This is a genomic window from Streptantibioticus rubrisoli (assembly GCF_024436055.1).
Classification (GTDB): domain Bacteria; phylum Actinomycetota; class Actinomycetes; order Streptomycetales; family Streptomycetaceae; genus Streptantibioticus_A; species Streptantibioticus_A rubrisoli.
On sequence record NZ_JANFNH010000006.1, the window covers coordinates 114,645 to 140,771 of the forward strand.

The following is a 26,127-nucleotide window of genomic DNA, read 5'->3' on the forward strand; positions in this document are numbered from 1 at the left end:
CCCGACGACCGCCGCTGTTCCGCCCTGCCGGGGGAATCGCCCGCCACCCAAGCCTCCCGTACACATCAGGCGGGGCGCCTCACCCGGCGCCCCGCTGCCGATATCCAGTGTCCCGGACCAGTGTCCTGCCCGCGCCCGCGCCCTCGCCGCCTGACCCGCCGATCCCACCGCAACCCAATGGGGAACAGCCGGTCCACGCCACACGACGCCGCCGCCACCCCGCTAGACGAGAACGACATACCTACCGGTTCCCGCAGATAAGGCAAAGGCACTCTCGACACATCGGTGTGAGAGGCGTCACCCTGTCATTCATCCACGCGGGGAGGCATGGATGGGCAGGAGCCGCAGAACAATTCCGGAGGAGCTGTTGCTGCTCGCCCTGGACCCGACGACCGGGACCACGGCGCAGCCGCAGTCACTCGACCTTGGTCTGGCCGGGGCACAGCTAGTGGAGCTGGCCCTGGCAGGACGGATAGCCCCGGACGGGGATCGTATCGCCGTGGTGCATCCGCGGCCGACAGGTGATCCGACCCTGGACACCGCACTGGAACTGCTGCGCAGGCGCGGCAGCCCGGTGCGCGCCGTCCACTGGATCGGCGGGCCCCGGTTGGGGCTGCGCCAGACGTATCTCGCGCACTTGGAACGCTGCGACATGGTGCACGCCGTGCCGGGCCAGATGTGCGGGGTACTGCCGACGACCCGCTACCAGGCGACCGACAGCGCGGTCAGCCGGGAGATCAGGGCCCGGCTGGACAACGCGATCCGCACCGGCGTACCGCCGGACCCGCGGACCGCGGCGCTGGCCTCACTCGCCCACGCGGTGGGCCTCGGCAAGCACCTCTACCCCGGTAACGAAGGCCGGTCCTCGCGATCGCGCCTACGGGACCTCATCAGGTACGACCCGATGGGCGGCTTGGTCGCGCACGCCGTGATGGACGTGCAGAACGGCGTGGCGGTACAGCCGCGACGAGCACCCGCCCAGGCCGCACAGGCCCGTGCCGCCGGTCGCGGCATGGCCAGGGCAGGAGCTCGTTGACGCCCCTCGGGCGACCGGATGACCCGGCCCGTGACACCGTCCGACACCCATCGGACGCGAAAGCCACGGACACAGCACCGACCCACACCCCCGTCCCCATGACCCGGTACGGGAGCCGCTGAAGGGCGCGAGGCGGTGAACCGGCCGAACACCGGTTCACCGCCTCGCGCGTTCCGCTGGTACCGCACAGCTAATTGCTCCCGTTCTTCTGCGCAGCGTTGACCTCTGGTGGCAGGCTGCTGACCGGCAGTACACCGGTCGTACAAGAGCAGGTACCTGAACTCCTACAAGAGCAGCGGTGCCGGTGCGGTTCACAGTCGGAGGTGCAGTTCCGTGGCGTCCAACGTCAATCCCACTGTCAGGCGACGCAGACTGGGTTCGGAGCTGCGCAAACTCCGTGAGACCAAGGGCATGACGGCGGAGGAGGTCGCCGCCCGGCTCCTGGTGTCGCAGTCGAAGATCAGTCGGCTGGAGAACGGCCGCCGCAGCATCAGCCAGCGCGACGTACGCGATCTGTGCGGTGTGTACGGCGTGGAGGACCACCGCATCGTGGAATCGCTGATGCAGATGGCCAAGGAGTCGCGTCAGCAGGGCTGGTGGCACGCCTTCGGCGATGTCCCGTACAGCGTCTACATCGGCCTTGAGACCGACGCCGTCTCGTTGCGGGTCTACGACTCGCTGATCGTCCCCGGCCTGCTGCAGACCCCGGACTACGCCAGGGCCGTGATCGAGGGCATGTGGCCGGAGGCGACCGTCGCCGAGGTGGAGAAACGTATCCAGGTGCGGCTCAAGCGGCAGGAACGAATCACCGACCCGGTCAGCCCGGTGCGGTTCTGGGTGGTGCTGGACGAGGCGGCGCTACGCCGGGTCACCGGCAACGCGCGCATCATGAGCGAGCAGTTGGACCACCTGGTGGAGTACAGCACGATGCCACACGTCACGCTGCAGATCCTGCCGTACAGCGTCGGCGCCCACCCGGGGATGTACGGCGAGTTCGCGATCCTGGAGTTCGAGGACGCCTCGGACGCGTCCGTGGTCTATCTGGAGGGCATGACCAGCGACCTGTACCTGGAGAAGCCCAGTGATGTGCAGGACTACTGCGTGATGTACGAGCACCTGCGGGCGCTGGCACTCAGCCCGGAACAGTCACGGCAGTTCATGAACAAGGTCGCCCGCGAGTACGTCCCGTAGAGCCCTGGAGTGCTCCGGTGTCGCATGCGGCGCCGGAGGCTACACCGTCGTCACTGATGACGGAAGAGGTGAATGGGATATGCCATCCGGTCGAGTGAACAGCGGCTCCAGGAAGTGATGTTGCCGAGTAGCGTCGTTCGCGTCGCCAAGGGGTCGACAACTCCCCAATCATCTCGGCTATTTCGGAGCTGACCATGAACAACCAGCAGACCAGCCAGGGCATCACGGCCGCGTGGAAGAAGTCCTCGCACTCCGGCGCACACGGCGCGTGCGTGGAGGTGCGCACCCCCGGGGCGCAGGCCGTGGCGGTGCGCGACTCCAAGGACCCGCAAGGACCTTCGCTGTCCTTCACCTCGGAGTCCTGGGCGGCCTTCATCGCCGGTGTGGAGGCGGGCGCCTTCGACCTCGCCTGAGGTCCGGTCGCCGCAGCGCGATATCCCTTCTCGTCACAAACACCGCCGCGAGCCGCGGCAGTTACACCGGCAGTAACACCAGAGTCCCTCTCGACTGGTCGCCGTCCTGGCCGAGGGGGCTCGTTGCTGTTCAAGTCCCTTCGCAGGGAACGGACTTCGGTTCCGGTCTGCGAAGCACCGCTCTTATTGGGTGGCTACCCGGCCCGGCGCCACCCGCCCTTCGCCGTAAGGGGTTCGGGGCGGGTGGCCGGGCACGGGATCACCCCGAGACCGGGTAACGCTGCAGCCAGGCGCTGGCGCCGGTCAGGGCGGCGCCCTGGGTCATCTGCATCGCGAAGTCGTCCGCCAGCTGGAGGATCGCCCCCCGGCCCTCCAACTCCACCACCCACGCGGGCGGCAGCGCCGTGTCGCCGTGCTGGACGCCGAGCAGGTTCCCGCAGATCGAACCGGTGGAGTCGCTGTCGCCGGAGTGGTTGACGGCCAGCAGCAGCCCATGCCGTACGTCCTCGGCGACCAGCGCGCAGTAAACCCCGATGGCCAGCGCCTCCTCGGCGGTCCAGCCCTGGCCGAGCGCCTCGACCCGCTCGGCGGACGGCGGCCCCTGACGGACCGCGTCCAGCGCGGCGTGCAGCGCCTGGGTGGTCTCCTCATGGCCGGGCTGGGCGGCCAGGAGCGCCAGGGCCTGCTGTACGGCCTGCTCCAGCGGACTGCCGTGCGCCAGCGCGTGCGTGATCACCGCGAACGCCCCGGCCGCCAGGTATCCGGTGGGGTGACCGTGCGTCTGCGCGGCGCACTCCACCGCCAGTTGGAAGACCAGCCCCGGCTCCCATCCGACCAGCAGGCCGAACGGCGCGGAGCGCATCACCGTGCCGCAGCCCTTGGAACCAGGGTTCTTCGGCTGGGCGAGGGTGCCCATCCGGTCGTCGCCGAGGCCGGAGAGGCAGGCGCGGCCGGGGGCACGCTGGGAGTACAGCCACTCCTCGCGGGCCAGCCAGCCCGCGTCGGCGTCCCGCTCGTCAGGGCCCCAGTCGGCTTGGGTGGCGGCCCAGCGGAGGTAGGCACGGTGCACGTCCGTCGGCGGGTGCCAGGTCCCGGCGTCGCGGCGGACATGGGCGCGGATCAGCCCCTCCACCGTGAACAGGCTCATCTGGGTGTCATCGGTGATGGCGCCGCGCCGCCCGTAGGCGGGGACGTAGTCGGTGACGCCCGCCGCACCGTGCTTGTCGCGGATCGCCGCCAGCGAGTCGAACTCGATACCGGCGCCCAGCGCGTCGCCGATCGCCCCGCCGAGCAGGCAGCCTCTCACCCGGCTGCGGAAGTCCTGTTGCTCCGCCCGCCCCCATATTTCGGCCACGCCTCAACTCCCCTTCTCAGTTGGCCGCTTCACTGTGTCGATTCTTCTCAGCTGTCCAGGACCGGCAGCAGCTCGGGCAGGTGGCCGTCCGAGGCCAGCCCGGCCGCCCGGCGTTCCTCCGGAACCGTGCCGTACAGGGTGTCCCGCTGCCGGGCCGGTCGGCCCGCCGCTTCGGCGATGGCGACCAGGTCGCGGATGGAGCGGTAGGACCCGTAACTGGAGCCCGCCATTCGGGAGATGGTCTCCTCCATCAGCGTGCCGCCCAGGTCGTTGGCGCCCGAGCGGAGCATTTCGGCCGCCCCTTCGGTGCCCAGTTTCACCCAGCTCGTCTGAATGTTACGGATATGCGGATGGAGCAGCAGCCGGGCCATGGCGGTGACCGCGCGGTTGTCCCGGTGGGTCGGCCCGGGTCGGGCGATGCCCGCGAGATACACCGGCGCGTTGGTGTGGATGAACGGCAGGGTGACGAACTCGGTGAACCCCCCGGTCTCCTGCTGTATCTCGGCGAGCAGCCGCAGATGGCCCAGCCAGTGCCGGGGTTGGTCCACGTGCCCGTACATCATGGTGGAGGAGGAGCGGATGCCCAGTTGGTGGGCGCTCTTGATGACCTCCACCCAGGTGGCGGTGGGCAGTTTGCCCTTGGTGAGGACCCAGCGCACCTCGTCGTCGAGGATCTCGGCGGCGGTGCCGGGGATGGTGTCCAGGCCGGACTCCTTGGCCCGTTGCAGCCAGTCGCGGATGGACAGTCCGGTGCGGGTGGCGCCGTTGGCCACCTCCATCGGCGAGAAGGCGTGCACATGCATGCCGGGCACCCGGTCCTTGACCGCCCGGGCGATGTCGAAGTAGGCGGTGCCGGGCAGGTCGGGGTGGATGCCGCCCTGCATGCACACCTCTGTGGCGCCCACCTCCCAGGCCTGCTGGGCACGGTCGGCCACCTGTTCAAGGGAGAGGGTGTAGGCGTCGGCGTCGGTGCGACGCTGGGCGAAGGCGCAGAAGCGGCAGCCGGTGTAGCAGACGTTGGTGAAGTTGATGTTCCGGGTGACGATGTAGGTGACCTCGTCGCCGACCGCGTCGCGCCGTACGTCGTCGGCGATCCGGCACAGCGCGTCCAGCGCTGGCCCCTCCGCGTGGAGCAGGGCGAGCGCCTCGGCGTCGGTGAGCCGCGTGGGGTCGTCGGCGGCGGTGGACAGGGCGGCGCGTACGTCGGCCTCGATGCGGTCCGGGACGGTGCCGGGCGCGGCCTGTTCACGCAGTGCCTCCCAGTCGCCGTACACCTCGTCGAAGTCGTTCCTGCGGTCGCTGGTGCGGCCTTCGGTGTCGATGGCGGTGTGCAGATCGGTGCGCCCGCTGGCGGTGAAGACCTCCTCAGGCTCCTGCCAGGGCAGGCCGGTGGGCTGGGCGTCCTCCACCGCCAGGCCGCTGTCCGGGTCGGCCAGTGCCCGTACGTGCGGCAGGACGCGCGGGTCGAGCCAGGGTTCGCCGCGCTTGACGAACTCCGGGTAGATGGTGAGGCGTTCACGCATGGCGAAGCCGGACTCGGCGGTGACGGCGCGCAGTTGGTCGATGTGCGGCCAGGGGTGCTCGGGGCTGACGTGGTCGGGGGTGAGCGGGGAGACGCCGCCCCAGTCGTCGATGCCCGCGGCGATGACCCGCGCGTACTCGCCCGCGATCAGGTTCGGCGGCGCCTGGATGCGGGCGGCGGGGCCAAGGATCAGCCGGGCAACGGCGATGGTGGCCACCAGGTCGTCCAGCTCCGCGTCCGGCATGCCGCGCATCGGGGTGTCCGGTTTGGCGCGGAAGTTCTGGACGATCACCTCCTGGACGCCGTGGTACTGCCGGGCCACCGTGCGGATCGCGAACAGCGACTCGGCGCGCTCGGTGTACGTCTCGCCGATTCCGATCAGGATGCCCGTGGTGAACGGCACGTTGGAACGGCCCACGTCGTGCAGCACCCGCATGCGCACGGCGGGGTCCTTGTCCGGGGAGCCGTGGTGCGGGCCGCCCGGCTGCGACCACAGCCGGATGGCGGTGGTCTCCAGCATCATGCCCATGGAGGCCGCGACCGGCTTGAGGCGCTGTACGTCCGTCCAGGACATCGCGCCCGGATTGAGGTGCGGGAGCAGCCCCGTCTCCTCCAGCACCCGGATCGCCATCGCCCGTACGTAGGCCACGGTGTCGTCGTAGCCGTGGGCGTCCAGCCACTCGCGGGCCTGCGGCCACCTGTCCTCGGGGCGGTCGCCGAGCGTGAACAGGGCTTCCTTGCAGCCGAGTTCGGCACCGCGCCGGGCGATGGCCAGCACCTCGTCGGGGGACAGGAACATCCCCTCGCCCGCGCGCCGCAGCTTGCCCGGCACAGTGGCGAACGTGCAGTAGTGGCAGCGGTCCCGGCACAGCCGGGTCAGCGGGATGAAGACGTTGCGCGCGTAGGTGATCACGCCCGGACGTCCGGCCGCCTCAAGGCCCGCGTCCCGCACCCGTGCGGCGACCGCGGCGAGGGTGTCGAGGTCCTCACCGCGCGCTCGCAGCAGGACGGCCGCCTCGGCGACGTCCAACGCGACACCGCTGCGGGCGCGGCTCAGCGCACGTCGCATGGCGTTGGCGGTCGGTGTCGGCTCCTCGGGGCGCGGCAGGCTGGTGTCCATTCACCGAGCATACGAGCGACCACCGACAGCACCAGCGATGCCGCCCTGCGCGGTTTGTCACAGGCATGCCCAGGAATAGCGGCCGCGTACGGTCCGGCGCGGTTCGGCCCCGCGACGCGGCCCCGGCCGTGCGTTACAGGTACTGGGCGTAGCCGTCGAGGGTGCGCAGCGCCTCGTCGGCTCCGGAGGGCGGCAGCATGACGACGACCTCCTCGATGCCCAGGTCGCCCAGCCTCGCGAGCTTGTCCGCGCTGGGCCGCACCCCGTAGGGCACCACCTGCGGCTCGCCCGCGCGGCCCGCCTCCGCCCAGGCGGCGCGCAGTGCGGGCAGGTGCTCGGCCGGGTCCTGGCCGACCGGCAGCCAGCCGTCGGCGTATCCGGCGACGTCCGCGAACAGCCTCGGTCCGGGCGCGCCGCCGAGCAGGACGCGCAGGCCCTTCGGCTTGGGATACGCCTCGCTGGGCTCGACGTGGACGAACTCGCTGTCGTACCCGGTTGGTTCGGGCGCCCACAGGGCGCGCATCGCCGCCATCTTGTCCCGGACGATGGTGCGGCGCCGCTTCCAGTCCACCCCGTGATCGGTGGCCTCCTCCTCGTTCCACCCTAGGCCCACACCGAAGGTGAACCGGCCGCCTGAGAGGTGGTCAAGGGTGGCGACCTGTTTGGCGAGCACAATGGGGTCGTGCTGGGCCACCAGGGTGATCCCGGTGCCGAGTACGAGGCGCTCGGTGACGGCGGCGGCAGCGCCCAGCGCGGTGAACGGGTCGAGGGTGCGGCTGTACTCGCGCGGCAGTTCCCCGCCGAACGGGTAGGGGCTCTTGCGGGAGACCGGGATGTGGGTGTGCTCGGGCAGGTAGAGCCCGGTGAATCCACGCTGCTCAAGCTCCCGCGCGAGTTGGACGGGGCCGAGGGTCTCATCGGTCAGAAAGATCATGGTCGAGATACGCACTGCGAGCACCTCCGGGTTCGGGCGACTTTTGCCCGGTCTTGTCTCTTCCCGTACGTGGTCGCATCGAATCTGAGATAGCTCCGGCACGGCGCGCAACCGCTGCGGCGTTCCTGCCGAAGCTGTTGGGGGGCTCGCCAGCCAACGTAGGAGCCGCAGCGGCGCGCGGTCACGCGGCGGGCCGAAACCGCCGCGTCCGACAGGGGATCCGCCGCGGGTGGTCTACCGTGTCGAGACCGTCTCCGTGTCGCGCCCAGAGCGCAGCACCGTCCCCGGGACGGCGCCGGTCACCACCGCGTCGCGGACGGTCTCCACGCCGTTCACCCGTACGCTCACCACGCCCTGCGCCCTGGAGTCCAACCGCGGGCTGTCGCCCGGCAGATCGTGCACCAGCGTCGCGGGTCCGGCATCGATCCGCTCCGGGTCGAAGAGCACCAGGTCGGCGAGGTAGCCCTCGGCGATCCGGCCGCGTCCGCGCAACCCGTACAGCCTGGCCGGATCGCCGGTGAGCATACGCACCGCACGCTCCAGCCCCACCAGCTTGCGCCCGCGCAGGCAGTCCCCGAGGAACCGCGTCGTATACGGCGCACCGCACATCCGGTCCAGATGCGCGCCCGCGTCCGAGCCACCCAGCATGACGTCCTCATGCTCCCAGGTCTGCCGCCGCAGCTCCCAGCTCGCGGGGTCGTTGTCCGTGGGCATGGGCCAAAGCACGGTACGCAGTCGGTCGTTGGCACATATATCCACCAGTGCCTCGAAGGGCTCCTGGCCGCGCTCCGCGGCGATCTCGCCCACCCGTCGACCGCTCAGTCCGGCGTTCTCCTCGGAGTACGTATCCCCGATGACGTAGCGTCCGAAGTCCGCCAGCCGCCGGAAGACGCCCGCCTCCGGGCTCTCCGCCCGGCGCCGCATCTCCGCCCGTACCAAGGGGTCCTTGAGTTTCGCGATCCGCTCGTCCACCGGCAGGGCGAGGATCTCCCCCCATCCGGGAATCAGATTGAGCGCGCAGAAGGTGCCGAGCGACATGTTCATGGGGGTGAGGATCGGCATGGTCAGTGCCACCACCCGGCCACCCGCCTTACGGGCCATGGCGGATGCGAGCAGTTGCCGTGGAACACGTTCGGGGACGGCCGCGTCAATGGTCAGCACGTTCCAGTTGAGCGGTCGCCCGGCGGTTGCGCTCATGGCGGACAGCAACTCGACCTCGTCGTCCGAGAACCGGTCCAGGCATCCGGCGACTATCGCCTCCATCTGCGTGCCCTCGTGTTCCCCGACCGCCTGGCACAGCGCCAGCAACTCCTCGCGGCCCGCGTACCGCGACGCCACCGGTTTGCCGTCCCCGTCGGTGTGCGTGGACGACTGCGTCGTCGAAAGGCCCCATGCGCCCGCGTCCATCGACTCATGGAAGAGCCACAGCATCCGTTCCCACTGCCGCGCGGTGGGCTGCCCGCCAATGGCGTCCTCGCCCATGACATGCCGCCGCAGTGCGCAATGCCCCACCATGAAACCGGCGTTGACCGCGATCCGCCCGTCGAGCGCGCCGAGGTATTCGGCGAACGAGGCCCAGTTCCAGTCGACCCCGTCCTCAAGGGCCTTGAGCGACATGCCCTCGACCTTGCACATCATGCGCCGTGTGTAGTCGGCGTCCCGCGGCCTGAGCGGTGCCAGGGTGAATCCGCAGTTTCCGCCCACAATGGTGGTCACACCGTGGTTCATGGACGGCGTCGCGAAGGGGTCCCAGAACAACTGGGCGTCATAGTGCGTGTGCGGATCGACGAATCCGGGGGTGAGCACCAGCCCGGCCGCGTCCTGAGCGCTGCGCACGCTTTCCGCGGTGCTGCCGGGGGCGGTGATGGAGGCGATTCTGCCGCCTCTTATTCCGATGTCGGCGAGGTACGAGGGCGCGCCCGTGCCGTCCACCACGGTGGCGCCTTTTATCAGGTGGTCAAGCATGGTCCATTCCCCTCCGCGGAAAGTGGGTGCGAGGGTGCGCGGCCCAGTGGGTCGGCCCGGCCGGAGCCGTGCGACGGGCCGCCGCCGCACGGCTCCGGACCGGGTCGGGAAGCGACGGCCCGGGAAGCCGTCGCCGTACAGGGGGCGCCACAGGCCCGCGGCGCCGTCCGGGCCGGGTAACCGGTTGAGCAATCAGGCGAAGTCCGCCGCGGTTCGGCAGTGCCCTGAAAGGCGCCGGGAACCGCGCGGCCAGCCACGATGGTGCTTGAGACGATCGACCGGACATCGCCGCACTCCCAGCGGAGCCCTTAGCCCCGCGCCGCCTGGCGGAAGCGGGTGGTCCGGTGCACCGGGTCGGTGTCGATCTTCGGGATGACGTGCTCTCCGATGAGCTTGATCGTCGTCAGCGTGTCCTGGTACGGCACGCCCACCGGCAGTCCGAACGCCAACTGGTCGGCGCCCGCCGCCTCCCACCGCCTGCACTGCGCGAGGACCTCGTCCGGATCACCGCAGATCATCAACTCCTCGGCGATCAACAGGTCGATGATCTCCGGGGTGTAGTCCGGCAGGAGTTCCGGCCACCGCGGGATTCCCTCGGGCCTGGGGAAGGTGTCGTGGTAGCGGAACAGCAGCGACTGCAGGTAGTTGAGATTGCTGGAGACCGCGATCTCCCGGGCCTTCTTCGAGGTTTCGGCGCATATCGCGGTGGAGGTCACCATCACGTTGTCGTTGACGAAGTCGGCGACCGGTTCGGCGTCGCGTACGGCGGTCTTGTACGAGTCGACCACCCACTCCATGTCGGAGACCTTCTGCACGCTGAACCCCAGTACCCCAAGGCCCTTTCTGGCGGCCATGGCGTACGAGGGCGGCGATCCCGCCGCGTACCACATCGCGGGGTGCGAGCCACCGTACGGCTTTGGAAGGATCTTGCGCGGGGGGAGCGACCAGTGCTTTCCCTTGAACCCCTCGTATGTGTCCTGGAGCCACATCTTGGGGAACTCGGCGATGGTCTCCTCCCAGATCTCCTTGGTGTGGTTCATGTCGGTCACCCCGGGGAGGAAGCCGAGGATCTCATGGCTGCCCGCGCCGCGTCCGGTGCCGAACTCGAAGCGGCCGCCGGAGAGATGGTCGAGCATCGCGACCCGCTCGGCGACCTTCGCGGGATGGTTGACCTGCGGCAGCGGATTGAAGATTCCGGAACCAAGGTGGATGCGTTTCGTGGCATGGGCCAGATAGCCGAGGAAGACATCATTGGCCGAAAGGTGGGAGTACTCCTCCAGGAAATGGTGCTCGCTCGCCCAGGCGTACTTGAAACCCGACCTGTCGGCCTGAATGACGTACTCGGTCTCCTCCAGCAGCGCGTGGTGCTCGGCCTCCGGGTCGGCCTTCGCCCGACTCGCGGGCACATATCCCTGTACGAAGATCCCGAATTCCAAGATCGCTCCTCGAAGCGGTACCACGTTTCTGACGTAGCGTCAGATTCACTCGACTCTCGCAGCGCCCGCCGGAACCGTCAATACCCGGGCACCGGGATCAGTTGAGGTGCGGCGCGACATCGGCGGCGAACGCCTCCATCTGGTCGAGCAGTTCGGTCACACCACGGCTGCGGAAGCGGACCTGTATCTGCCCGACGCCGATCCGTGCATACTCACGCAGCGACTCGGCGATGGCCTCCCCCTTGCCGGAGAGTGCGCGACGCCCCACCCGCCAGGACGGCTCGCCTATGTACACCGGCTCGGTGATCGCCCCGATGTCCAGTGGCTCACCACGGCGCAGCCGGACCAGCTCCGCTATCCGGTACGGAAGTTGGCCTCGCGGATCGCCCTGCGGAAGCCAGCCGTCGCCGCGCAGCGCCGACCGCCGTATCGCCGCGGGCGAGGATCCGCCGACCCAGATCGGCGGCCGGGGAACCTGTACCGGCCGGGGCCGCTGCCCCAGCCCGCGGAAGGAGAAGTGCCGACCGTCGTGCTCGGGAAACTCCTGCGGCCCCAGTGCGACCTTGAGCGCGTCTATGGTCTCGTCGAGCACCGGCCCACGGCGGCCGAAGTCCACACCGAGGGCGTCGAACTCCTCCTGAACATGTCCGGCGCCCACCCCAAGGATCAGCCGCCCGCCGGAGAGGTGGTCCAAGGTGGCGTACTGCTTGGCGAAGGCCAGCGGATGCCGCAGTCCGGCCACGGCGACATGGCTGAGCAGCCGCACCCGCGTGGTCGCGGCGGCCACATAGGACAAGGTGGCCACCGGGTCGTACCAGGTGGTGCTCATCGCGTCCGCCAACCGGGCGGGAATCGCCACATGGTCACAGCAGGCGACATAGAAGAAACCGAGCCGGTCCGCCGCCCGGGCGACCGCGAGCAGTTCCACCGGTCCTGCCTCGGTCTCCCACCCTTCCGCGAAGACGGCGCTCAGCGCCTGGACGGGCAACTGCATCCCATAGACCAAACGGCCTTCCGGCAGGATCCGCACCATGTGGGCCTCCTCGTGGCGAGTGCCCACATCGTCATAGCTGACGTGCCGTCAGGCAAGGGTGTGGTCTGGCCGCCGACCATGCGTCCGGGCGGTCGCACGTCCCGCACCAATTTCCGTCAGCCGCACTGCCAGGTGAACATCGCGCGGTCGAAGCGGCGTTCCGCCAGGTCTTCGGGGCGTATGAGCCAGTACAGGGCGCCGCAGTCGCCCCACATCATGTCGGCGTCATCATCCGTGTCGAACTGAGCGAGCAGCACCCAGCGCGAGGCCTCCTCCTTGATGCGAGGGTCATCCCACGGCGGGCTGCCCAGAGCGCCGCGGGCAACCTCGCACTCCACCTCGTCCTGCACCGGACGCGCATGGCCTCCGATGCGGTGCTCCGCGCCTTCGGAGTGCTTCCACAGGGCCTCCCTGAAGTCCTCGCCCCACACCGGGTGGTCGTCGGGCATCGGCCCGAACTCCCGGTGGACCACCGAGTGCCACAGGTCAGGTGCCGTCGCCTCCCTCCGCACCGTCAGCGGCACCTCGGGGTACGGTCGAACCCCCTCCGGCGCCGCCCGCTCGGCAACGGGGGCGCCCGCCGGTATGTACAGCACCCGCGCTCCCGCCCAACTGTCGGGATCACCAGCGTCGACCACCGCCCAGCCGTCGTCCAACTGCCCGTCGAAGTAGAAGAAGGCCAGCGTGCCGTCCGTTGGCAGGGTGATGTCCAACTCGGCGGACGGGAGCGCGGCGCAGTCGAGCGAGGCGACGAAGGAGAGCGGGCCGTGCCCTTGCCATACGGGCCACTCCTCGCTCTCCGGCAGCTCCGGCAGTCCGCCGAGCCGGCCGGCAACCGGGGCAGCGCCCGTGGCCTTCTCCAGGCGCAGCCCCGGCCGCAGCAGGCCTATCCACCGTTCGGCGATCTCGTCGGGCAGATGCTCGCGGGCGAGTGTGTGCAGCGCGTCGTCGGTGCTGTGCGTCATGGAAGCGATGATGCACCTCGCCACTGACAACGGGCCGTGCCCGAGGCGAGCCAGCGTGGGTCAGTGGGCACCCTGCGTGCATGCCTGATCCCATGACGTATGTCATAACGCACTCAGGACGAATGGCACTGCCCCGATACCCCTGCCACTCGGCATCCTTTGAGTACCGGGGCGGCAAGCCCCACGATGAGCGGCCAGCGGCTCCGGTCGGTGGCGGGTGGGCGGCGCGGGGGACCGCCCACCCACTGCTCACCGCGCGGCGCCGGGCCAAAGGCCGTTGTGCGTCAGGCCCAGCAGTTCGATCGCGTTGCCGCACACGATCCGTTCGACCACGTCCTGCGGGAGGTGACCCATCTGTGACTCACCGACTTCCTTCGACTTCGGCCAGGTCGAGTCCGAGTGCGGGTAGTCCGTCTCGTACAGGACGCTGCCCACCCCTATGGCGTCGAGGTTCCGCAGGCCGAACGCGTCGTCGAAGAAGCAGCCGTAGACGTGTTCCGCGAACAGCTCGGACGGAGGGCGCAACACCTTGTCGGCGACACCGCCCCAGCCCCGGTTCTCCTCCCAGACCACATCGGCGCGCTCCAGGACGTACGGCATCCAGCCGATCTGCCCTTCGGCGTACATGATCCTCAGGTTGGGGAAACGCTCGAACTTCCCCGACATCAGCCAGTCCACCATCGAGTAACAGCAGTTGGCGAACGTGATCGTGGAGCCGACGGCGGGCGGTGCGTCGGATGAGGTGGAGGGCATCTGCGAGGAGGAGCCGATGTGCATGGCTATGACGGTGCCGGTCTCGTCGCAGGCGCCCAGGAAGGGGTCCCAGGCGTCACTGTGGATGGACGGCAGTCCGAGGCGTGGCGGTATCTCGCTGAAGCAGACCGCCCGCACACCACGCTCGGCGTTGCGCCGCACCTCACGGGCGGCGAGCTCCGCGTCCCACAGCGGGATGAGGGTGAGGGGGATGAGACGGCCGCGCGCCTGTGGCCCGCACCACTCCTCCACCATCCAGTCGTTGTATGCCCTCAGGCACAGCAGCGCGAGGTCGCGGTCCTTGGCCTCGGTGAACGTCTGCCCGCAAAAGCGCGGGAAGGTCGGGAAGCAGAGCGCGGAGCGCACATGGTTGATGTCCATGTCCGCCAGCCGCTCCGGGACGCTGTAGGAGCCGGGACGCATCTGCTGGTAGGTGATGCCTTCGAGCCGGACCTCGTCACGGCTGTAGCCGACGGCGGTGTCGAGCCGGGTCAGCGGGCGGCGCAGGTCCTCGTAGACCCACCAGTCGGCGATCGGCCCGTCGTCGCCTGGCTCGCCCATCCTCGGTGCGAACTTGCCGCCGACGAAGGTCATTTCCTTCACCGGCGCGCGCACGACGTGCGGACCGGTGTCGCGGTACCGGGACGGGAGCCGGTCCCGCCAGACGCCTGCGGGCTCGACCGTGTGGTCGTCCACCGAGATGATCTCCGGGAAGCTCTCCATGGAGCCACGGTAGCGCTTATCTGACATGCCGTCAGCTACTGCGGAAGGGCCGCCGCCGGTCGATCACGCCCGGCCGCGGCCGCTGAGCACCCCTGCCACCGGCTGCTACGCCATGTCGTCCGGACTGGGCGGCCAAGCCGTCTCCCAGACCGCGCGCCCCTGGTGGACGGGGAGCAGCAGCCGCCACACCGCGTCGTCCATTCCGTGCACCGAGGCGATCCAGCTCAACTCCTCGTCCTTGACGCCGAGTCGACAGGCGTCCTGTAGCTCCTGAAGGACGTTGAGCAGGTCGCCATGGCTGAACGGCGGCTCCATCCGGCCGCCCAACGGACCGCTCAACGACCCCGGCACATAACGCCGGTAGGCGTCCGCCCACCGCAGCACGCCCACCGGGCGCCAGCGTTCGGCGAGTTCGGCGACCGGGCTGCCGCCGACCATGTGCCCGTCGGCCTCCAGAACCGGAACCCGCTCGCGGTTGACCGGTAGGGCCGACCAGCCGTCCGCGGCGGTCAGTACGGCGGCCGGTGCCACCAGGTCGACGGCCTCGGCGATCCCGTCGTCGAGGCCGTCGTCCAGTCCGTCCGGCACGCCGTCGCCGGGTGCGGGTTCGGACAGCAGATAGGGCACCGCGACCATGCCCGCGTACAGGCAGCCGTAGAAGGCGCCCGCGAAGTCCGGACCCTGGCGGTAGGCGAGAAGCACTCGACTGCCCGGTGGGAGCGCACCACCGAGCCGGGCGGCCACCGCGCGCGCCCGGCGGTCGAGTTCGGCGTAGCTGCACGCCGCGGTGGCGGCGAAGGGCGCCCCCGGCAGCGCGCCGTACGGAACCGCGCACGGCAGTTCCGCGGCCCTCTTGCGCAACATCCGGCCGGGTGTCACCACCGTGCTCATCCTCGCGTGCGTCCGCTCCGCGGTGGCTCCACCGAGACCGCCCCCCAACACCGACGCGGACGGCTTCGGCGGTGTACACCATGAGCACATGACAGCTCCGTCACTCCTCTCCCCCACAGGCCTCACACACGGAATATCAAATTCCGATCAATTCGGACCGATTGGCGTACAACCGCCCGTGAGGTGGTGACCGCGCCCGCTAGGACAGGGCAAACTGGCGGTCACGCGGCTGTACTCATCACACGCGGAGATGGTCCCGGCTCGCGATGAACGATCGATATACGTCCGCTCGGTACGTGCTCGAAGCGTTCTCGCCGTCGGCGGAATGGGAGTCTGTGATGGATGGCGGAACGGAGCCGGGACTGCGCTTCGCGCTCCTCGGCCCGGTGCGAGCCTGGGACGGCGAGAACCCGCTACCGGCGGGCTCGCCCCAGCAGCGTGCCCTGCTGGCCGCACTCCTGCTGCGCGGCGGCCGCACCGCCACCGCCGATGAGTTGATCGACGCGCTGTGGGGCGAGGAGCCGCCGGAGAGCGCGCTGGCGGCGCTGCGCACCTACGCGTTCCGGCTGCGCAAGGCCCTCGGCGCGGGGGTGCTGACATCGGTGTCGGGCGGCTACGCGCTGCGCACCGCGCCGGGCAGCGTGGACATCGCGGTCGTCGAGCAGCACGCGGCCGAGGCGGAGAAGGCGCGGGCCTCCGGCGATCCGGCGCGGGCGAGGGAACTGCTGTGCGCCGCACTCGACTTGTGGGACGGCGAGCCGCTGGCTGGGCTGCCGGGGCCGTACGCGGAGATGCAGCGCGCCCGACTGATCGAGTACCGGCTGTCGCTGCTGGACGCCCGCCTCGAACTTGATCTGGAACTCGGCGGACACAGTGAGGCGGTATCGGAGTTGACCGCCTTGTCGGCCGAACATCCGCTGCGCGAGCGGCTGCGGGCGCTGCTCATGCTCGCGCTGTACCGCAGTGGTCGGCAGGCCGAGGCGCTGGGTGTCTTCGCCGACACCCGGCGGTTGCTCGCCGACGAGCTTGGTGTCGACCCCTGCGCCGAACTCAGCGAGCTCCACCAGCGCATCCTGGAGGCCGATCCGGAACTAGCCCCTCCGTCGCTGCCCGGGGATGCCGGATCGGCGATCGCCACAGTGCGACCCGCGCAACTTCCCGCCACCGTCGTGGACTTCACCGGCCGGGCGGCGTTCGTCTCGGAACTCGCCGAGGAGTTGGCCACCGCCGAACAGGGTGTCATGGCGCTGTCCGCGGTGGCAGGCATCGGCGGTGTCGGCAAGACGACGCTGGCGGTGCATGTCGCCCATGCGGCCCGAACCGCCTTCCCTGACGGGCAGTTGTACGTGGACCTCCAGGGGCAGGGGGCGCGGCCAGCCGAACCGGAGACGGTGCTGGCATCCTTTCTACGGGCGCTCGGCACACCGGATTCAGCCATTCCGGACGGTCTTGAGGACCGAGCGGCGCTGTACCGCTCGGTGCTCGACGGACGCCGGGTACTCGCCCTGCTGGACAACGCGCACGACGCGGCGCAGGTACGACCGCTGTTGCCGGGGACCGCGGGCAGCGCGGCGCTGATCACCAGCCGGGTCCGCATGGTGGACCTGGAAGGCGCGCATCTGGTGGACCTCGATGTCATGAGTCCGGAGGAGGCGCTCCAGCTCTTCACCAAGATCGTCGGCAGCGAGCGCGTCATGGCCGAGCGCCAGGCGGCTCTCGATGTCGTCGCGGCCTGCGGCTTCCTGCCGCTGGCGATCCGTATCGCCGCGTCCCGGCTGGCCACCCGACGCACCTGGACCGTCTCGGTACTGGCCCGCAAGCTCAGCGACGAGCGGCGCCGGCTGGACGAGCTGAAGGCGGGTGACCTCGCGGTCAAGGCCACCTTCGAGATGGGGTACGGCCAGCTGGCTCCTGAACAGGCGCGCGCCTTCCGCCTGCTGGCGCTGCCGGACGGCCCCGACATCTCCCTGGACGCGGCCGCCGCGGTGCTGGACATGGACACCTATGAGGCCGAGTCGCTGCTGGAGGCGCTGGTCGACATAAGCCTGCTGGAGTCCGCGGCCCCGGCCCGCTACCGGTACCACGACCTCCTGCGCCTCTACGCCCGCGACTGCGCCGAACGCGACGAGACCCCACAGGACCGCCAGGCCGCGCTGTCGCGCGTGCTCGACTTCTATTTGGCGTCGGCGGCGGGTGTGTATGAGTTGATGAACCCGGGGGAGCCGGTCCTCGAGCACCTCGCGGCACCCACACTGTCCGGTCTGGCCTTCACTGAGCAGTCCGAGGCCTTGGACTGGCTCTTCGCCGAAGCCGCCGGAGCCCTGGCCGCCGTCCGGCAGGCCGCGGCACACGGCTGTGCGGGGCCGCTGCGCCATGCGGTCGACCTGCTGTTCGCGGCCCAGGACCTGATGGAGTCGGGTGTCCATCTACGCTCCTACGAGCAAGCGGTCCGCGCGGTGATCGAGACCGCGGACGACTGCGGTGACCCGCTGGTGGCCGGGCGGGCGCATCTGTTGCTGGGCCGGATCCGCTCGTGGTCCAGCAGCCACTTCGAGGAGGCCGACCTCGAGGCGCAGCGCGCGCTGCTCTTGGGGCTGGCCGCAGAGGACCCGCTGACCTGCAGCTACGCACCGAACCTGCGCGGGCTGATCGCCAAGGACCGGGGCCACTACGAGGAGGCCCAGGCGTACTACCAACAGGCGCTGGAGTCGTTCCGGGAGCACCACAACCTCACCGGTATGGCCTCGACGTTGAGCAACCTCTCACGCGTACACGTCGAAGTGGGCGACTGCGAACGGGCCGTGGCGTCCGCCGAGGAGGCCATGGAGCTCTACTACGAGCTGAGGACCGGCGGTTACCGCCTCGGCATGGGGCTGTATGTGCTGGCGATCGCGCTGACCGCGAGCGGTCGCCTCGACGAGGCGTTGGGCTGCCTGAACAAGGCGCTGCCCATCTTCCGGGAGGCGCGCCAGCAGTTGTGGGAGGGAATGACCCTCTACCGCATGGCTGTGGCACACGTCGCGGCCGGACGGCACCGCCAGGCGGCCGCGCACGCCGAGCAGGCACTGGGGCTGGTGAACAGGACCACCGGCCACTGGCGGATGGCCGATGTGCTGACCGTTCTCGGCCGCGCGCTCGACGGAATCGGGCAGGCCGACCGTGCCCGCGCCTGCTGGCATGACGCCCTGAACATCCACAAGTCACTCGGTACAGAGGGAGCAAGCGAGGTGCTGCAGCTCCTCAACGACCGCCCCTCATCGAGCGTAGCTGTATAACCGCAGTTCAAAGGGGTATTGGAGGGGCGTTTATCGGTTGCTTATCGGGCGCTGCCAAGATTTCCATGCATCGAGAGATGCCCCGCTTGGTGGCGCACGGGGGTCGTCACCAAGCGGGCGCCCTGAGTTCGGAAGCAAACACGCCACGAGGCATCTAACGGGGAGTACGACAATGACCGCGAATGTTCCAGGTACTGGCAAGGGCAACAAGCCCAGCTCGGGCATCGGCACGGGAATCGGTGCGGGAGAGTTCCCGGAGCCGCCGAACGGCATCGAGCAGCAGTCGGCTGGCGAGGGCGGTTCGGAGCAGGCTCAGGACGACCCCGACACCTGGGGCAACACGGGGACGCGGCCGGTCCTTCCCGACACCTGGGGCAACACGATCCTCCCCTCTCAGTGAGGGGTTGACGCCACGGGGGAACAACGGGGGTTCATCAGCGATCTAGGCGGCCGCGGCGTGGAGGGGGCGTCGCGGCCAACTTCGTTGTGCGCGGCTCCCATTCCATCTATCACTCCAAGACTGGAGCAGACATGAGTCTGATACGGAAGGCTGCCATCGCGGCAGCGGGAATCGCGGCCGCGACGGCAGCACTCGCGGTCCCCGCGGCTGCTTCCGGCAGCGCGAACACCCACGGTGAGCGGACCGTGGCCGTCGAGCGGGCAAGCGACGCGGACTCGACCGCCACCACGCCGGACACCTGGGGCAACGCCTAATCCCCTCACCCCAAGCAGGAGCGGCGGCGGCACCGGGGGGTCCGCCGCCGCTCCGTCATGTTGTGGGGCGGGCGCGCAAGGCGCCCTTGAGCACCTTGCCGCTGGCGTTGCGCGGCAGCTCGCTCAGGAACTCCACCTGTCGCGGCACCTTGTAGTTGGCCATCTCCCGCCGCGCCCAGGCGATCACATCCTCACCGGTGATCGTGGAGTCCGGGCGCCGCACCACATATGCCTTGCCCACCTCGCCGAGCCGTGCGTCAGGAACGCCGACCACGGCCACGTCCAGCACATCAGGGTGGCGGCAGACAACGCGCTCTATCTCCGCCGGGTAGGCGTTGAAACCTCCCACGATGAACATGTCCTTGATGCGGTCGGTGATGCGCAGGTTGCCAGCGGCGTCGAGGACTCCGACATCGCCGGTGTGCAGCCAGCCGTCCTTGTCGATCGCCTTCGCCGTCTCCTGCGGCTCCTCGAAGTAGCCGGTCATGATGTGGTAACCGCGCACCAGGATCTCGCCGTTGTCAGCGATGGCGACCTCGGTGTCGGGGATGGCACGGCCGGACGTCGAGGCGATGACCTGCGCCGGGTCGCCGCGGCGGCACATGGCGACAGTGCCCGAGGCCTCCGTCAGACCGTAGGCGGTCAGCACGGTGACACCCAACTCGCGACGCAGCCGCTCCACCAGTGTCAGCGGGACCACGGCGGCCCCGGTCACCACCAAGCGGAGTGCGGACAGGTCGTGTTGGGAGCGTGCCGGATGGTCGAGGATCGCCTGGTGCAGGGTGGGCGGTCCGGGCAGCACGCTGATGTGTTCGGTGGAGATGTTGGCCAGGGCGGTGTCCACGTTGAACACGGACTGCGGAACCATGGTCGCCCCGCGCAGCAGGCAGGCGATGATGCCCGCCTTGTAACCGAAGGTGTGGAAGAAGGGGTTGACGATCAGGCAGCGGTCTTCGGCGGTCAGTCCCGCCAGTTCGCTCCACACTCCGTAGACGCGCAGGGTCTGCGCATGGGTGATGACAACGCCCTTGGGGTGGCCAGTGGTGCCAGAGGTGAACATGATGTCGGAGGGGGCGTCGGGGCGTACGGCGGTGGCCCGGGCGCGCACTCGTTCGCGGGGTACGGTGTCGCCGCCCGCCAGGAAATCCTTCCAGGTGTGGAAGTCGGGCGGTGCGTCCTGCGCCAGCACCACCACGTCGCGCAGTCCGGGCAGCCCGGGCAGCGGCCCGTCGGACCCCCGCGAAGGCGGCTCGCCCACCGCACGCCGTAGCGAGGCCACATAGGACGTGCCGAGGAACGTGCCGGTGACGAACAGCAGTCGGGCGCGGGTGCGGTCCAGTACGTAGGCGGCCTCGGTGCCCTTGTAGCGGGTGTTCAACGGCACCAGGACGGCGCCTGCGCTGATCGCCCCGAGGGCCGCGGTGATCCAGTCGGCCGTGTTCGGTGCCCAGACGGCCACCCGGTCGCCCGTCTCGACACCGCGGGCGACGCAGGCCGCCGCCACCCGCTCGACGCGTGCGGCCAGTTCCGCATAGGAGATCCTGGACCGCCCGTCGACCACGGCCTCCCGGTCACCGTGTCGTCTGGCGGCCTCGGCCACCAGCCTGGGGATGCTCCCGAACTCCAGGTCACCGCGCATCACCGCTGCCTCCCATAGCCATGCGGTTCAACCCAGATAGCTGACTAGTCGTCAGATTAGTGGGTAGCCTGGTGCCCGGCCAGACCCGGTCCTTCGCGTACTCGGGACACTTAGGAGGCGCTCCGATGGCATCGCTCAAGGACGCGACCGCGATCGTCGGGATAGGCCAGACCGCGTTCGCCAAACGGCTCGACGACCCCGAGAAGACACTCGCCTGCCGGGCGGTCCTGGCGGCGCTGGACGACGCCGGAATCGACCCCTCTGAGGTGGACGCGTTCGCCTCGTACACCATGGAGGAGACCGACGAGGTCGAGATCGCCAAGGCCATCGGCGCGGGAGATGTGACCTTCTTCTCCAAGGTCGGCTACGGAGGCGGTGGTTCATGCGCCACCGTGGTGCACCTCGCCGCCGCCATCGCCACCGGCCAGGCCACCGTCGGCGTCGCCTGGCGGTCGCGTAAGCGGGGCTCAGGCAAGCGCCCGTGGACCGACGTCCAGGTCCAACTGCCCACCCCCGCCCAGTGGACGCGGCCGTTCGGGCTGCTGCGTCCGGCGGACGAGATCGGCATGCTCACCCGTCGCTATATGCATGAGTACGGAGTCACCAGGGACCACCTCTTCAATGTCGCTCTCGCCTGCCGCAACCGGGCCAACCAGAACCCGGCCGCGATGATGTACGAGCGCCCGCTGACCCGCGAGATGTACATGACCGCCCGGTGGATCAGCGAACCACTCTGCCTCTACGACAACTGCCTGGAGACCGACGGCGCTTTGGCCTGCGTCGTGGTCAGCGCTGACCGCGCTCGCGACTGCCGTCACCCACCGGTCTATGTGCACTCCGTCGCCCAGGCGCTGCCCGCCCAGCATCACGGCATGGTCAACTACTGGACCGACGACCCGCTGACCGGCCCCGCGTGGACAGCGGCCAGACAGCTGTGGAAGACCGCCGACTTCACCCCCGAGGACATCGACGTCGCGCAGATCTATGACGCGTTCACCTCGCTCATCCCGCTCTCCCTGGAGGGCTATGGCTTCTGCGGACGCGGTGAGGGTGGCGCGTTCACCACCGGTGGCGCTCTGGAGATAGGAGGTCGTCTGCCGCTGAACACCTCGGGCGGCGGCCTGTCCGAGGCGTACGTACACGGCTTCAACCTGATCAACGAAGGCGTCAGGCAGTTGCGCGGTACCTCCACCGCGCAGGTGCCGAACGCGGCGACATGTCTGGTCACGGCGGGCGAGGGCGTGCCGACCTCCGCCCTGTTGCTGAGGAGTTGAGCGTTCATGTCCCCCATCATGAAGGCCACCACTGACAACGGCCTGCTGCTGCCGGTCCACGACCAGGACGGCGCCCCCTTCTGGGAGTTCGCGGCGCGCGGCGAGCTGCGCGTCCAGGCCTGCGCCGCGTGCGGACGATTGCGTTTCCCGCCGCGGCCGTGTTGCCCGCACTGCCGGTCCTTCGCCAGCGACTGGCGGTCGATGTCCGGCCGCGGCCGCATCTGGTCCTACGTCGTGCCCCATCCGCCGCTGCTGCCCGGCTACGCGGCGCAGGCGCCGTACAACGCGGTCGTCGTGGAGCTCGTGGAGGACCCCCGGATCCGACTCGTCGGCAACGTGGTCACCGCGCCCGACGCTCCGCTGAATTCCCTCGATCCGGCACGGCTGCGCATCGGCGCGGCCGTGCGCGTCTGCTTCCACACGATGGCGGAGGACACCACCGTCCCGCGCTGGATGCTGGAACGCCCGTGATCACCGTCGATCACCGGGGTGGGATCGCGGTGGTGACCCTCGACCGGCCGGACCGGCACAACGCGATCGACCGTGCGATGCGCGACCAACTACGTGCCGCTTGGGGGGAGTTCCGGATGTCCACGGACGTGCGCGTGGTCATCCTGACCGGCGCCGGAGACAAGGCCTTCTGCACCGGTCTGGACCGCTCATGGGTGGTTCCGCAACCGCCGTCGCCGTACACGATCGACGATCCGCTGATCGACATCGGTCCCAAGTCCGCCGACCTGTGGAAACCGGTGATCGCCGCGGTCAACGGTATGGCCTGCGGGGGTGCGTTCTATCTGCTCGCGGAGTGCGAGTTCGCCATCGCGGCCGACCACGCGAGCTTCTTCGACCCGCACACCACCTATGGCATGGTCAGCGCCTTCGAGTCGATCGGCATGGCACAGCGCATGCCATACGGGGAGGTCATGCGGATGTCCCTGATGGGCACCGCGGAACGCATCGGCGCGCGCCGCGCCTACGAGATCGGGCTCGTCTCCGAACTCGTCCCGAGTGCGGGACTGTTGGACGCCGCGATGGAGGCGGCCCGCGTCATCGCGTCGTATCCGACGGAGGCGGTGCAGGGCACGGTGCGCGCCGTGTGGTCGGCGCGGGCCGCCACACGTTCCCTCGCGCTGGCCGGAGCACCACAACTGATCAAGCTGGGAAACCTTCCGCCTGAACAGCAGGCCGCTCTCTTCCGCGACCGCAGCGGTGATCACCGTGTGCGCTGATGCGGTGGGCTGCCCGAAGGCCGCCCACCGCGCGCCCTACCGGCGCGAGCCCGTCCCCTTGACCGCGTCCAGGGCGTAAACGCACCGGTCCTTGCTACACGCGTACACCACCCCGTCCCGCACCACCGGGGACCCGGTGATCTCGCCGCCCGTCTCCAGCTTCCAGCGCAACTGGCCGCTCGTCGCGTCCACGGTGTAGAGGCAGTGGTCCACGGAGCCGAAGTGGAGGCGGCCGTCCGCCGCCGTGGGGGATCCGACGATCTCACCCTGGGTGGCGAACCGCCACCTGGGCGCCCCGGACACCGCGTCCAGTGTGTAGAGCGCGCCACCGCTGCCGAGGTGGACGAGGCCACCCGAAACCAGAACAGGTTCGACGGACTGCCGGGCCTCCGTGGCGACACGCCAGCGCTCCACGCCGGAACGGGCGTCGAGCGCGTACACCGTGCCCAGGTAGTCGGCCACGTACACCCCGCCGGGAGCGTGCGTGGGCGGTGCGAAGACCACCGCTGGGGCGTCGAAGCGCCACCGCTCGCCACCGTCGGCGGCGTCCAGCGCCAGGACCCGGCCGCCCACAGTGGCGTACACGGCCCCACCGCCCACGGTCGGGCGCACCGGCATGCCGGAGGCGCCGCTCACGGCCGCCTCTGCGTCACCCAGCGGATACACCCAGCGCTCAGCACCTGAACGGGCGTCGAGCGCGTGCAGCAGTCCGCCGCCGCGGTAGTAGACCAAGCCGTCCACCAGGGCGGGGCCGGACTGCGGTGACTCGAAGTCGGCCTGGGCGCCGGTCCGTTCCCACAGCAGTTCACCGCTCGCCGCGTCCCACGCCTGTACGCCTCCGCCGCGGACACCGGTGACGACCGTGCCACCGGCGGCCTGGAGCGCGTACACCCATCCGTCGACGGCCAGGCGCCACAACTCGCCGCCGTTCGCGGCGTCCAGCGCGTACAGGCTCGGACCGTCCGACGCATAGATCCGGCCGTCGGCGACAACCATCGTCCAGGCGACGTCACGGGTCTTGAACTGCCGCTGTCCGGTGGCCACATCGAGTACATGCACCTCAAACGATGTCACGTACAGGCGGTCGCCCGCCACAACGGGCGTACCCCATACGTCGTTCGACATGCGGAAGCGCCAAGGGCGCCAGCGCGTGTCCCGTTCATCATGGCCGTCGACGCCGTGCTGCACCGGCTGCCGGACCGGAGGAGCGGGCGGCTGTGCGGGGACGGACTGGTGGGTCGACGGCTCCACGGCGGGAGGCGGGCTGGCCGGGACCGGTCCGCGGCCGCGTGCCGTCCAGTCCAGGCCGGGGGCCGGGGGCGCGCCCTGGGTGCCGCGCGGGTCCTTGGCGTCGGCCACCAGCGGGCCGGGCCCGATCGGCACCGAGCCCGCGAGCTGTACCGGTCCCGCGGGCCGCGCCGGATGGCCGTCCGCGCCGTGCTCGCGACCGTCCTCGCCGCCTGCGTGGCGCCCCGAGGGCGGCGCCTGTTCAGGCAGCGGCGCCGCCACCGGGGGCGGCCCGTCGTGGGCGGCGGCGTTGGCGGCGGCGACGTTGGCCGCGGCGGCCGCGGCGGCGCGTTGCCTGCGGCCGCTGCGCTGCTCTATGAACGCGACCGCGCGCTCCGGCAGCCACGCGGAGACCGAACCGCCGTCGTCCGCGGAGGAGAACAGATGAGGCGCCAGTTGCGCCTGGAGGTCGGCGGGGGTTGGCCGCAGTTCCTGCTCCATGTGCATGCACGACTCGATGAGCGGACGCAACTCGTCCGGCAGGCCCGTCGTGTCCGGGCCCTCACGGAGCAGCATGAAGACCGTTTCAACCGGATTCGACCCGTGAAAGGGCGCATGTCCGGTCGCGGCGAAGACCAGCGTCGAGCCGAGCGAGAAGATGTCGCTGGCGCCGGTGACGCTCCGCGAGTCGCGCGCCTGTTCAGGCGACATGTAAGCAGGCGTGCCCACGGCGACGTTGGTCATGGTCAGCCGGGTGTTCGACACACCGCTGGCGATACCGAAGTCGATCACCCGCGGTCCGTCCTCGACCACGAGGACGTTGGAGGGTTTGAGATCCCGGTGCACAAGACCGGCGCCGTGGATGGACTGCAGCGCCTCCGCCACCCCGGCGGCCAGCCAGCGCACCGCCTGGGCCGGAAGCGGCCCGCACTCGTTGACTATCTCCTCGAGCGAGGGCGCCGGAACGTAGGCCGTGGCGAGCCACGGCACGGCGGCACGTGGATCGGCGTCGACCACGGCGGCGGTGTAGAAGCCGCTCACCGCGCGCGCCGCCTCCACCTCGCGGGTGAACCGGACCCGGAACAGCTGGTCCTCCGCCAGCTCGGCGCGCACGGTTTTGATCGCCACGCGTCGACCGGACGCCGAGCGGGCGAGATAGACCAAACCCATGCCGCCGGCGCCGAGCCGCCCGAGGACCTCGAATGGACCGATTCGCCTCGGGTCGTGCTGCGTCAGCTGTTCCACCACTGGCCTGCCACCTCCCCGTACCCCCGAATTGTTGCAGCCCCGGGCAGCGTCTCACCGTCAATCGCCCCGGGGTACGGGTGCTGATTCTTCCTGGGATGTGCCCCGGGTGCGAACCCGGGGCGATTCCGAGCGTGCCGTACGGTACGCCGGAACGATTCTGCGTCTACTGGTCCGCCCACGTTGTG

20 protein-coding genes are annotated in these 26,127 nt (G+C 69.9%); 9 read left to right on the plus strand and 11 right to left on the minus strand.

The features are described 5' to 3' along the window. Positions 1-331 precede the first annotated feature (331 nt). From NON19_RS09825 to NON19_RS09835, 3 genes are all read left to right on the plus strand, one after another. Complete coding sequence (locus NON19_RS09825) at positions 332-1,036, plus strand: GOLPH3/VPS74 family protein (RefSeq protein WP_255926370.1); 705 nt, start codon at positions 332-334, stop codon at positions 1,034-1,036. 333 nt (positions 1,037-1,369) lie between these two features. Further along, a complete protein-coding gene (locus NON19_RS09830; protein ID WP_255926372.1) occupies positions 1,370-2,227 on the plus strand; it encodes a helix-turn-helix domain-containing protein in 858 nt (285 codons plus the stop codon). 194 nt (positions 2,228-2,421) lie between these two features. Beyond that, the gene (locus NON19_RS09835; RefSeq protein ID WP_255926374.1) at positions 2,422-2,640 is read left to right on the plus strand and encodes a DUF397 domain-containing protein; all 219 of its coding nucleotides are present in this window, start codon (positions 2,422-2,424) and stop codon (positions 2,638-2,640) included. Between the two features lie 259 nt (positions 2,641-2,899). On the opposite strand, the gene NON19_RS09840 is transcribed toward NON19_RS09835, so the two are convergent. From NON19_RS09840 to NON19_RS09880, 9 genes are all read right to left on the minus strand, one after another. Continuing rightward, entirely contained in the window at positions 2,900-3,994 is a 1,095-nt protein-coding gene (locus NON19_RS09840) for an ADP-ribosylglycohydrolase family protein (protein ID WP_255926375.1), read from the minus strand. Between the two features lie 47 nt (positions 3,995-4,041). After that, positions 4,042-6,636: a bifunctional FO biosynthesis protein CofGH gene (locus NON19_RS09845; RefSeq protein WP_255926377.1), complete on the minus strand. Its 2,595-nt coding sequence runs from the start codon at positions 6,634-6,636 to the stop codon at positions 4,042-4,044. Between the two features lie 133 nt (positions 6,637-6,769). Beyond that, positions 6,770-7,585, minus strand: a complete 816-nt coding sequence (locus tag NON19_RS09850) for a TIGR03619 family F420-dependent LLM class oxidoreductase (protein ID WP_255926379.1) — start codon at positions 7,583-7,585, stop codon at positions 6,770-6,772. Between the two features lie 219 nt (positions 7,586-7,804). Beyond that, on the minus strand, positions 7,805-9,535 hold the full coding sequence (locus NON19_RS09855) for an N-acyl-D-amino-acid deacylase family protein (RefSeq protein WP_255926381.1): 1,731 nt from the start codon (positions 9,533-9,535) through the stop codon (positions 7,805-7,807). A 308-nt stretch (positions 9,536-9,843) separates the two neighbouring features. Next, positions 9,844-10,971, minus strand: a complete 1,128-nt coding sequence (locus tag NON19_RS09860) for an LLM class flavin-dependent oxidoreductase (RefSeq protein ID WP_255926383.1) — start codon at positions 10,969-10,971, stop codon at positions 9,844-9,846. Between the two features lie 97 nt (positions 10,972-11,068). Then, positions 11,069-12,004, minus strand: coding sequence for a TIGR03619 family F420-dependent LLM class oxidoreductase (locus NON19_RS09865; protein WP_255926385.1), 936 nt, complete (start codon positions 12,002-12,004; stop codon positions 11,069-11,071). 116 nt (positions 12,005-12,120) lie between these two features. Then, on the minus strand, positions 12,121-12,969 hold the full coding sequence (locus NON19_RS09870; RefSeq protein ID WP_255926387.1) for a YwqG family protein: 849 nt from the start codon (positions 12,967-12,969) through the stop codon (positions 12,121-12,123). Positions 12,970-13,218: 249 nt separating this feature from the next. Beyond that, the gene (locus tag NON19_RS09875; RefSeq protein WP_255926389.1) at positions 13,219-14,445 is read right to left on the minus strand and encodes an amidohydrolase family protein; all 1,227 of its coding nucleotides are present in this window, start codon (positions 14,443-14,445) and stop codon (positions 13,219-13,221) included. A 105-nt stretch (positions 14,446-14,550) separates the two neighbouring features. Then, the gene (locus NON19_RS09880; RefSeq protein ID WP_255926391.1) at positions 14,551-15,336 is read right to left on the minus strand and encodes an AMP-binding protein; all 786 of its coding nucleotides are present in this window, start codon (positions 15,334-15,336) and stop codon (positions 14,551-14,553) included. Positions 15,337-15,674: 338 nt separating this feature from the next. On the opposite strand from NON19_RS09880, the gene afsR reads away from it, so the two are divergent. The 3 genes from afsR to NON19_RS09895 all read left to right on the plus strand — a co-directional run bounded on the left by afsR (position 15,675) and on the right by NON19_RS09895 (position 19,325). Then, positions 15,675-18,611, plus strand: coding sequence for an SARP-family global regulator AfsR (afsR, locus tag NON19_RS09885; RefSeq protein ID WP_255926393.1), 2,937 nt, complete (start codon positions 15,675-15,677; stop codon positions 18,609-18,611). Between the two features lie 172 nt (positions 18,612-18,783). Next, positions 18,784-19,011: a hypothetical protein gene (locus NON19_RS09890; RefSeq protein ID WP_255926395.1), complete on the plus strand. Its 228-nt coding sequence runs from the start codon at positions 18,784-18,786 to the stop codon at positions 19,009-19,011. A 131-nt stretch (positions 19,012-19,142) separates the two neighbouring features. Next, complete coding sequence (locus tag NON19_RS09895) at positions 19,143-19,325, plus strand: hypothetical protein (RefSeq protein WP_255926397.1); 183 nt, start codon at positions 19,143-19,145, stop codon at positions 19,323-19,325. Positions 19,326-19,380: 55 nt separating this feature from the next. Here the strand turns inward: NON19_RS09895 and NON19_RS09900 are convergent, their stop codons facing one another. After that, complete coding sequence (locus NON19_RS09900) at positions 19,381-20,964, minus strand: FadD3 family acyl-CoA ligase (RefSeq protein ID WP_255926399.1); 1,584 nt, start codon at positions 20,962-20,964, stop codon at positions 19,381-19,383. Positions 20,965-21,089: 125 nt separating this feature from the next. Between NON19_RS09900 and NON19_RS09905 the strand changes: the two genes are divergently transcribed. Genes NON19_RS09905 through NON19_RS09915 form a run of 3 tightly spaced genes read left to right on the plus strand, consistent with a single transcriptional unit; the run spans position 21,090 to position 23,467 of the window. Further along, on the plus strand, positions 21,090-22,238 hold the full coding sequence (locus tag NON19_RS09905; protein WP_255926401.1) for a lipid-transfer protein: 1,149 nt from the start codon (positions 21,090-21,092) through the stop codon (positions 22,236-22,238). A 6-nt stretch (positions 22,239-22,244) separates the two neighbouring features. After that, on the plus strand, positions 22,245-22,709 hold the full coding sequence (locus tag NON19_RS09910) for a Zn-ribbon domain-containing OB-fold protein (protein WP_255926403.1): 465 nt from the start codon (positions 22,245-22,247) through the stop codon (positions 22,707-22,709). Then, complete coding sequence (locus NON19_RS09915) at positions 22,706-23,467, plus strand: enoyl-CoA hydratase/isomerase family protein (protein ID WP_372514056.1); 762 nt, start codon at positions 22,706-22,708, stop codon at positions 23,465-23,467. Before NON19_RS09910 ends, NON19_RS09915 begins: the two co-directional genes overlap by 4 nt. Before the next feature lie 36 nt (positions 23,468-23,503). Here the strand turns inward: NON19_RS09915 and afsK are convergent, their stop codons facing one another. After that, on the minus strand, positions 23,504-25,942 hold the full coding sequence (afsK, locus tag NON19_RS09920) for a serine/threonine-protein kinase (protein ID WP_255926405.1): 2,439 nt from the start codon (positions 25,940-25,942) through the stop codon (positions 23,504-23,506). Positions 25,943-26,127: the final 185 nt, after the last annotated feature.

Excerpts from the sequence above, each read along its gene's own strand:
- NON19_RS09825 (WP_255926370.1), top strand. The coding sequence starts at position 332 with ATGGGCAGGAGCCGCAGAACAATTCCGGAGGAGCTGTTGCTGCTCGCC.
- NON19_RS09835 (WP_255926374.1), top strand. The coding sequence starts at position 2,422 with ATGAACAACCAGCAGACCAGCCAGGGCATCACGGCCGCGTGGAAGAAG.
- NON19_RS09845 (WP_255926377.1), bottom strand. The coding sequence starts at position 6,636 with ATGGACACCAGCCTGCCGCGCCCCGAGGAGCCGACACCGACCGCCAAC.
- NON19_RS09855 (WP_255926381.1), bottom strand. The coding sequence starts at position 9,535 with ATGCTTGACCACCTGATAAAAGGCGCCACCGTGGTGGACGGCACGGGC.
- NON19_RS09865 (WP_255926385.1), bottom strand. The coding sequence starts at position 12,004 with ATGGTGCGGATCCTGCCGGAAGGCCGTTTGGTCTATGGGATGCAGTTG.
- NON19_RS09870 (WP_255926387.1), bottom strand. The coding sequence starts at position 12,969 with ATGACGCACAGCACCGACGACGCGCTGCACACACTCGCCCGCGAGCAT.
- NON19_RS09875 (WP_255926389.1), bottom strand. The coding sequence starts at position 14,445 with ATGGAGAGCTTCCCGGAGATCATCTCGGTGGACGACCACACGGTCGAG.
- NON19_RS09880 (WP_255926391.1), bottom strand. The coding sequence starts at position 15,336 with ATGAGCACGGTGGTGACACCCGGCCGGATGTTGCGCAAGAGGGCCGCG.
- afsR (WP_255926393.1), top strand. The coding sequence starts at position 15,675 with ATGGATGGCGGAACGGAGCCGGGACTGCGCTTCGCGCTCCTCGGCCCG.
- NON19_RS09890 (WP_255926395.1), top strand. The coding sequence starts at position 18,784 with ATGACCGCGAATGTTCCAGGTACTGGCAAGGGCAACAAGCCCAGCTCG.
- NON19_RS09895 (WP_255926397.1), top strand. The coding sequence starts at position 19,143 with ATGAGTCTGATACGGAAGGCTGCCATCGCGGCAGCGGGAATCGCGGCC.
- NON19_RS09900 (WP_255926399.1), bottom strand. The coding sequence starts at position 20,964 with ATGCGCGGTGACCTGGAGTTCGGGAGCATCCCCAGGCTGGTGGCCGAG.
- NON19_RS09905 (WP_255926401.1), top strand. The coding sequence starts at position 21,090 with ATGGCATCGCTCAAGGACGCGACCGCGATCGTCGGGATAGGCCAGACC.
- NON19_RS09910 (WP_255926403.1), top strand. The coding sequence starts at position 22,245 with ATGTCCCCCATCATGAAGGCCACCACTGACAACGGCCTGCTGCTGCCG.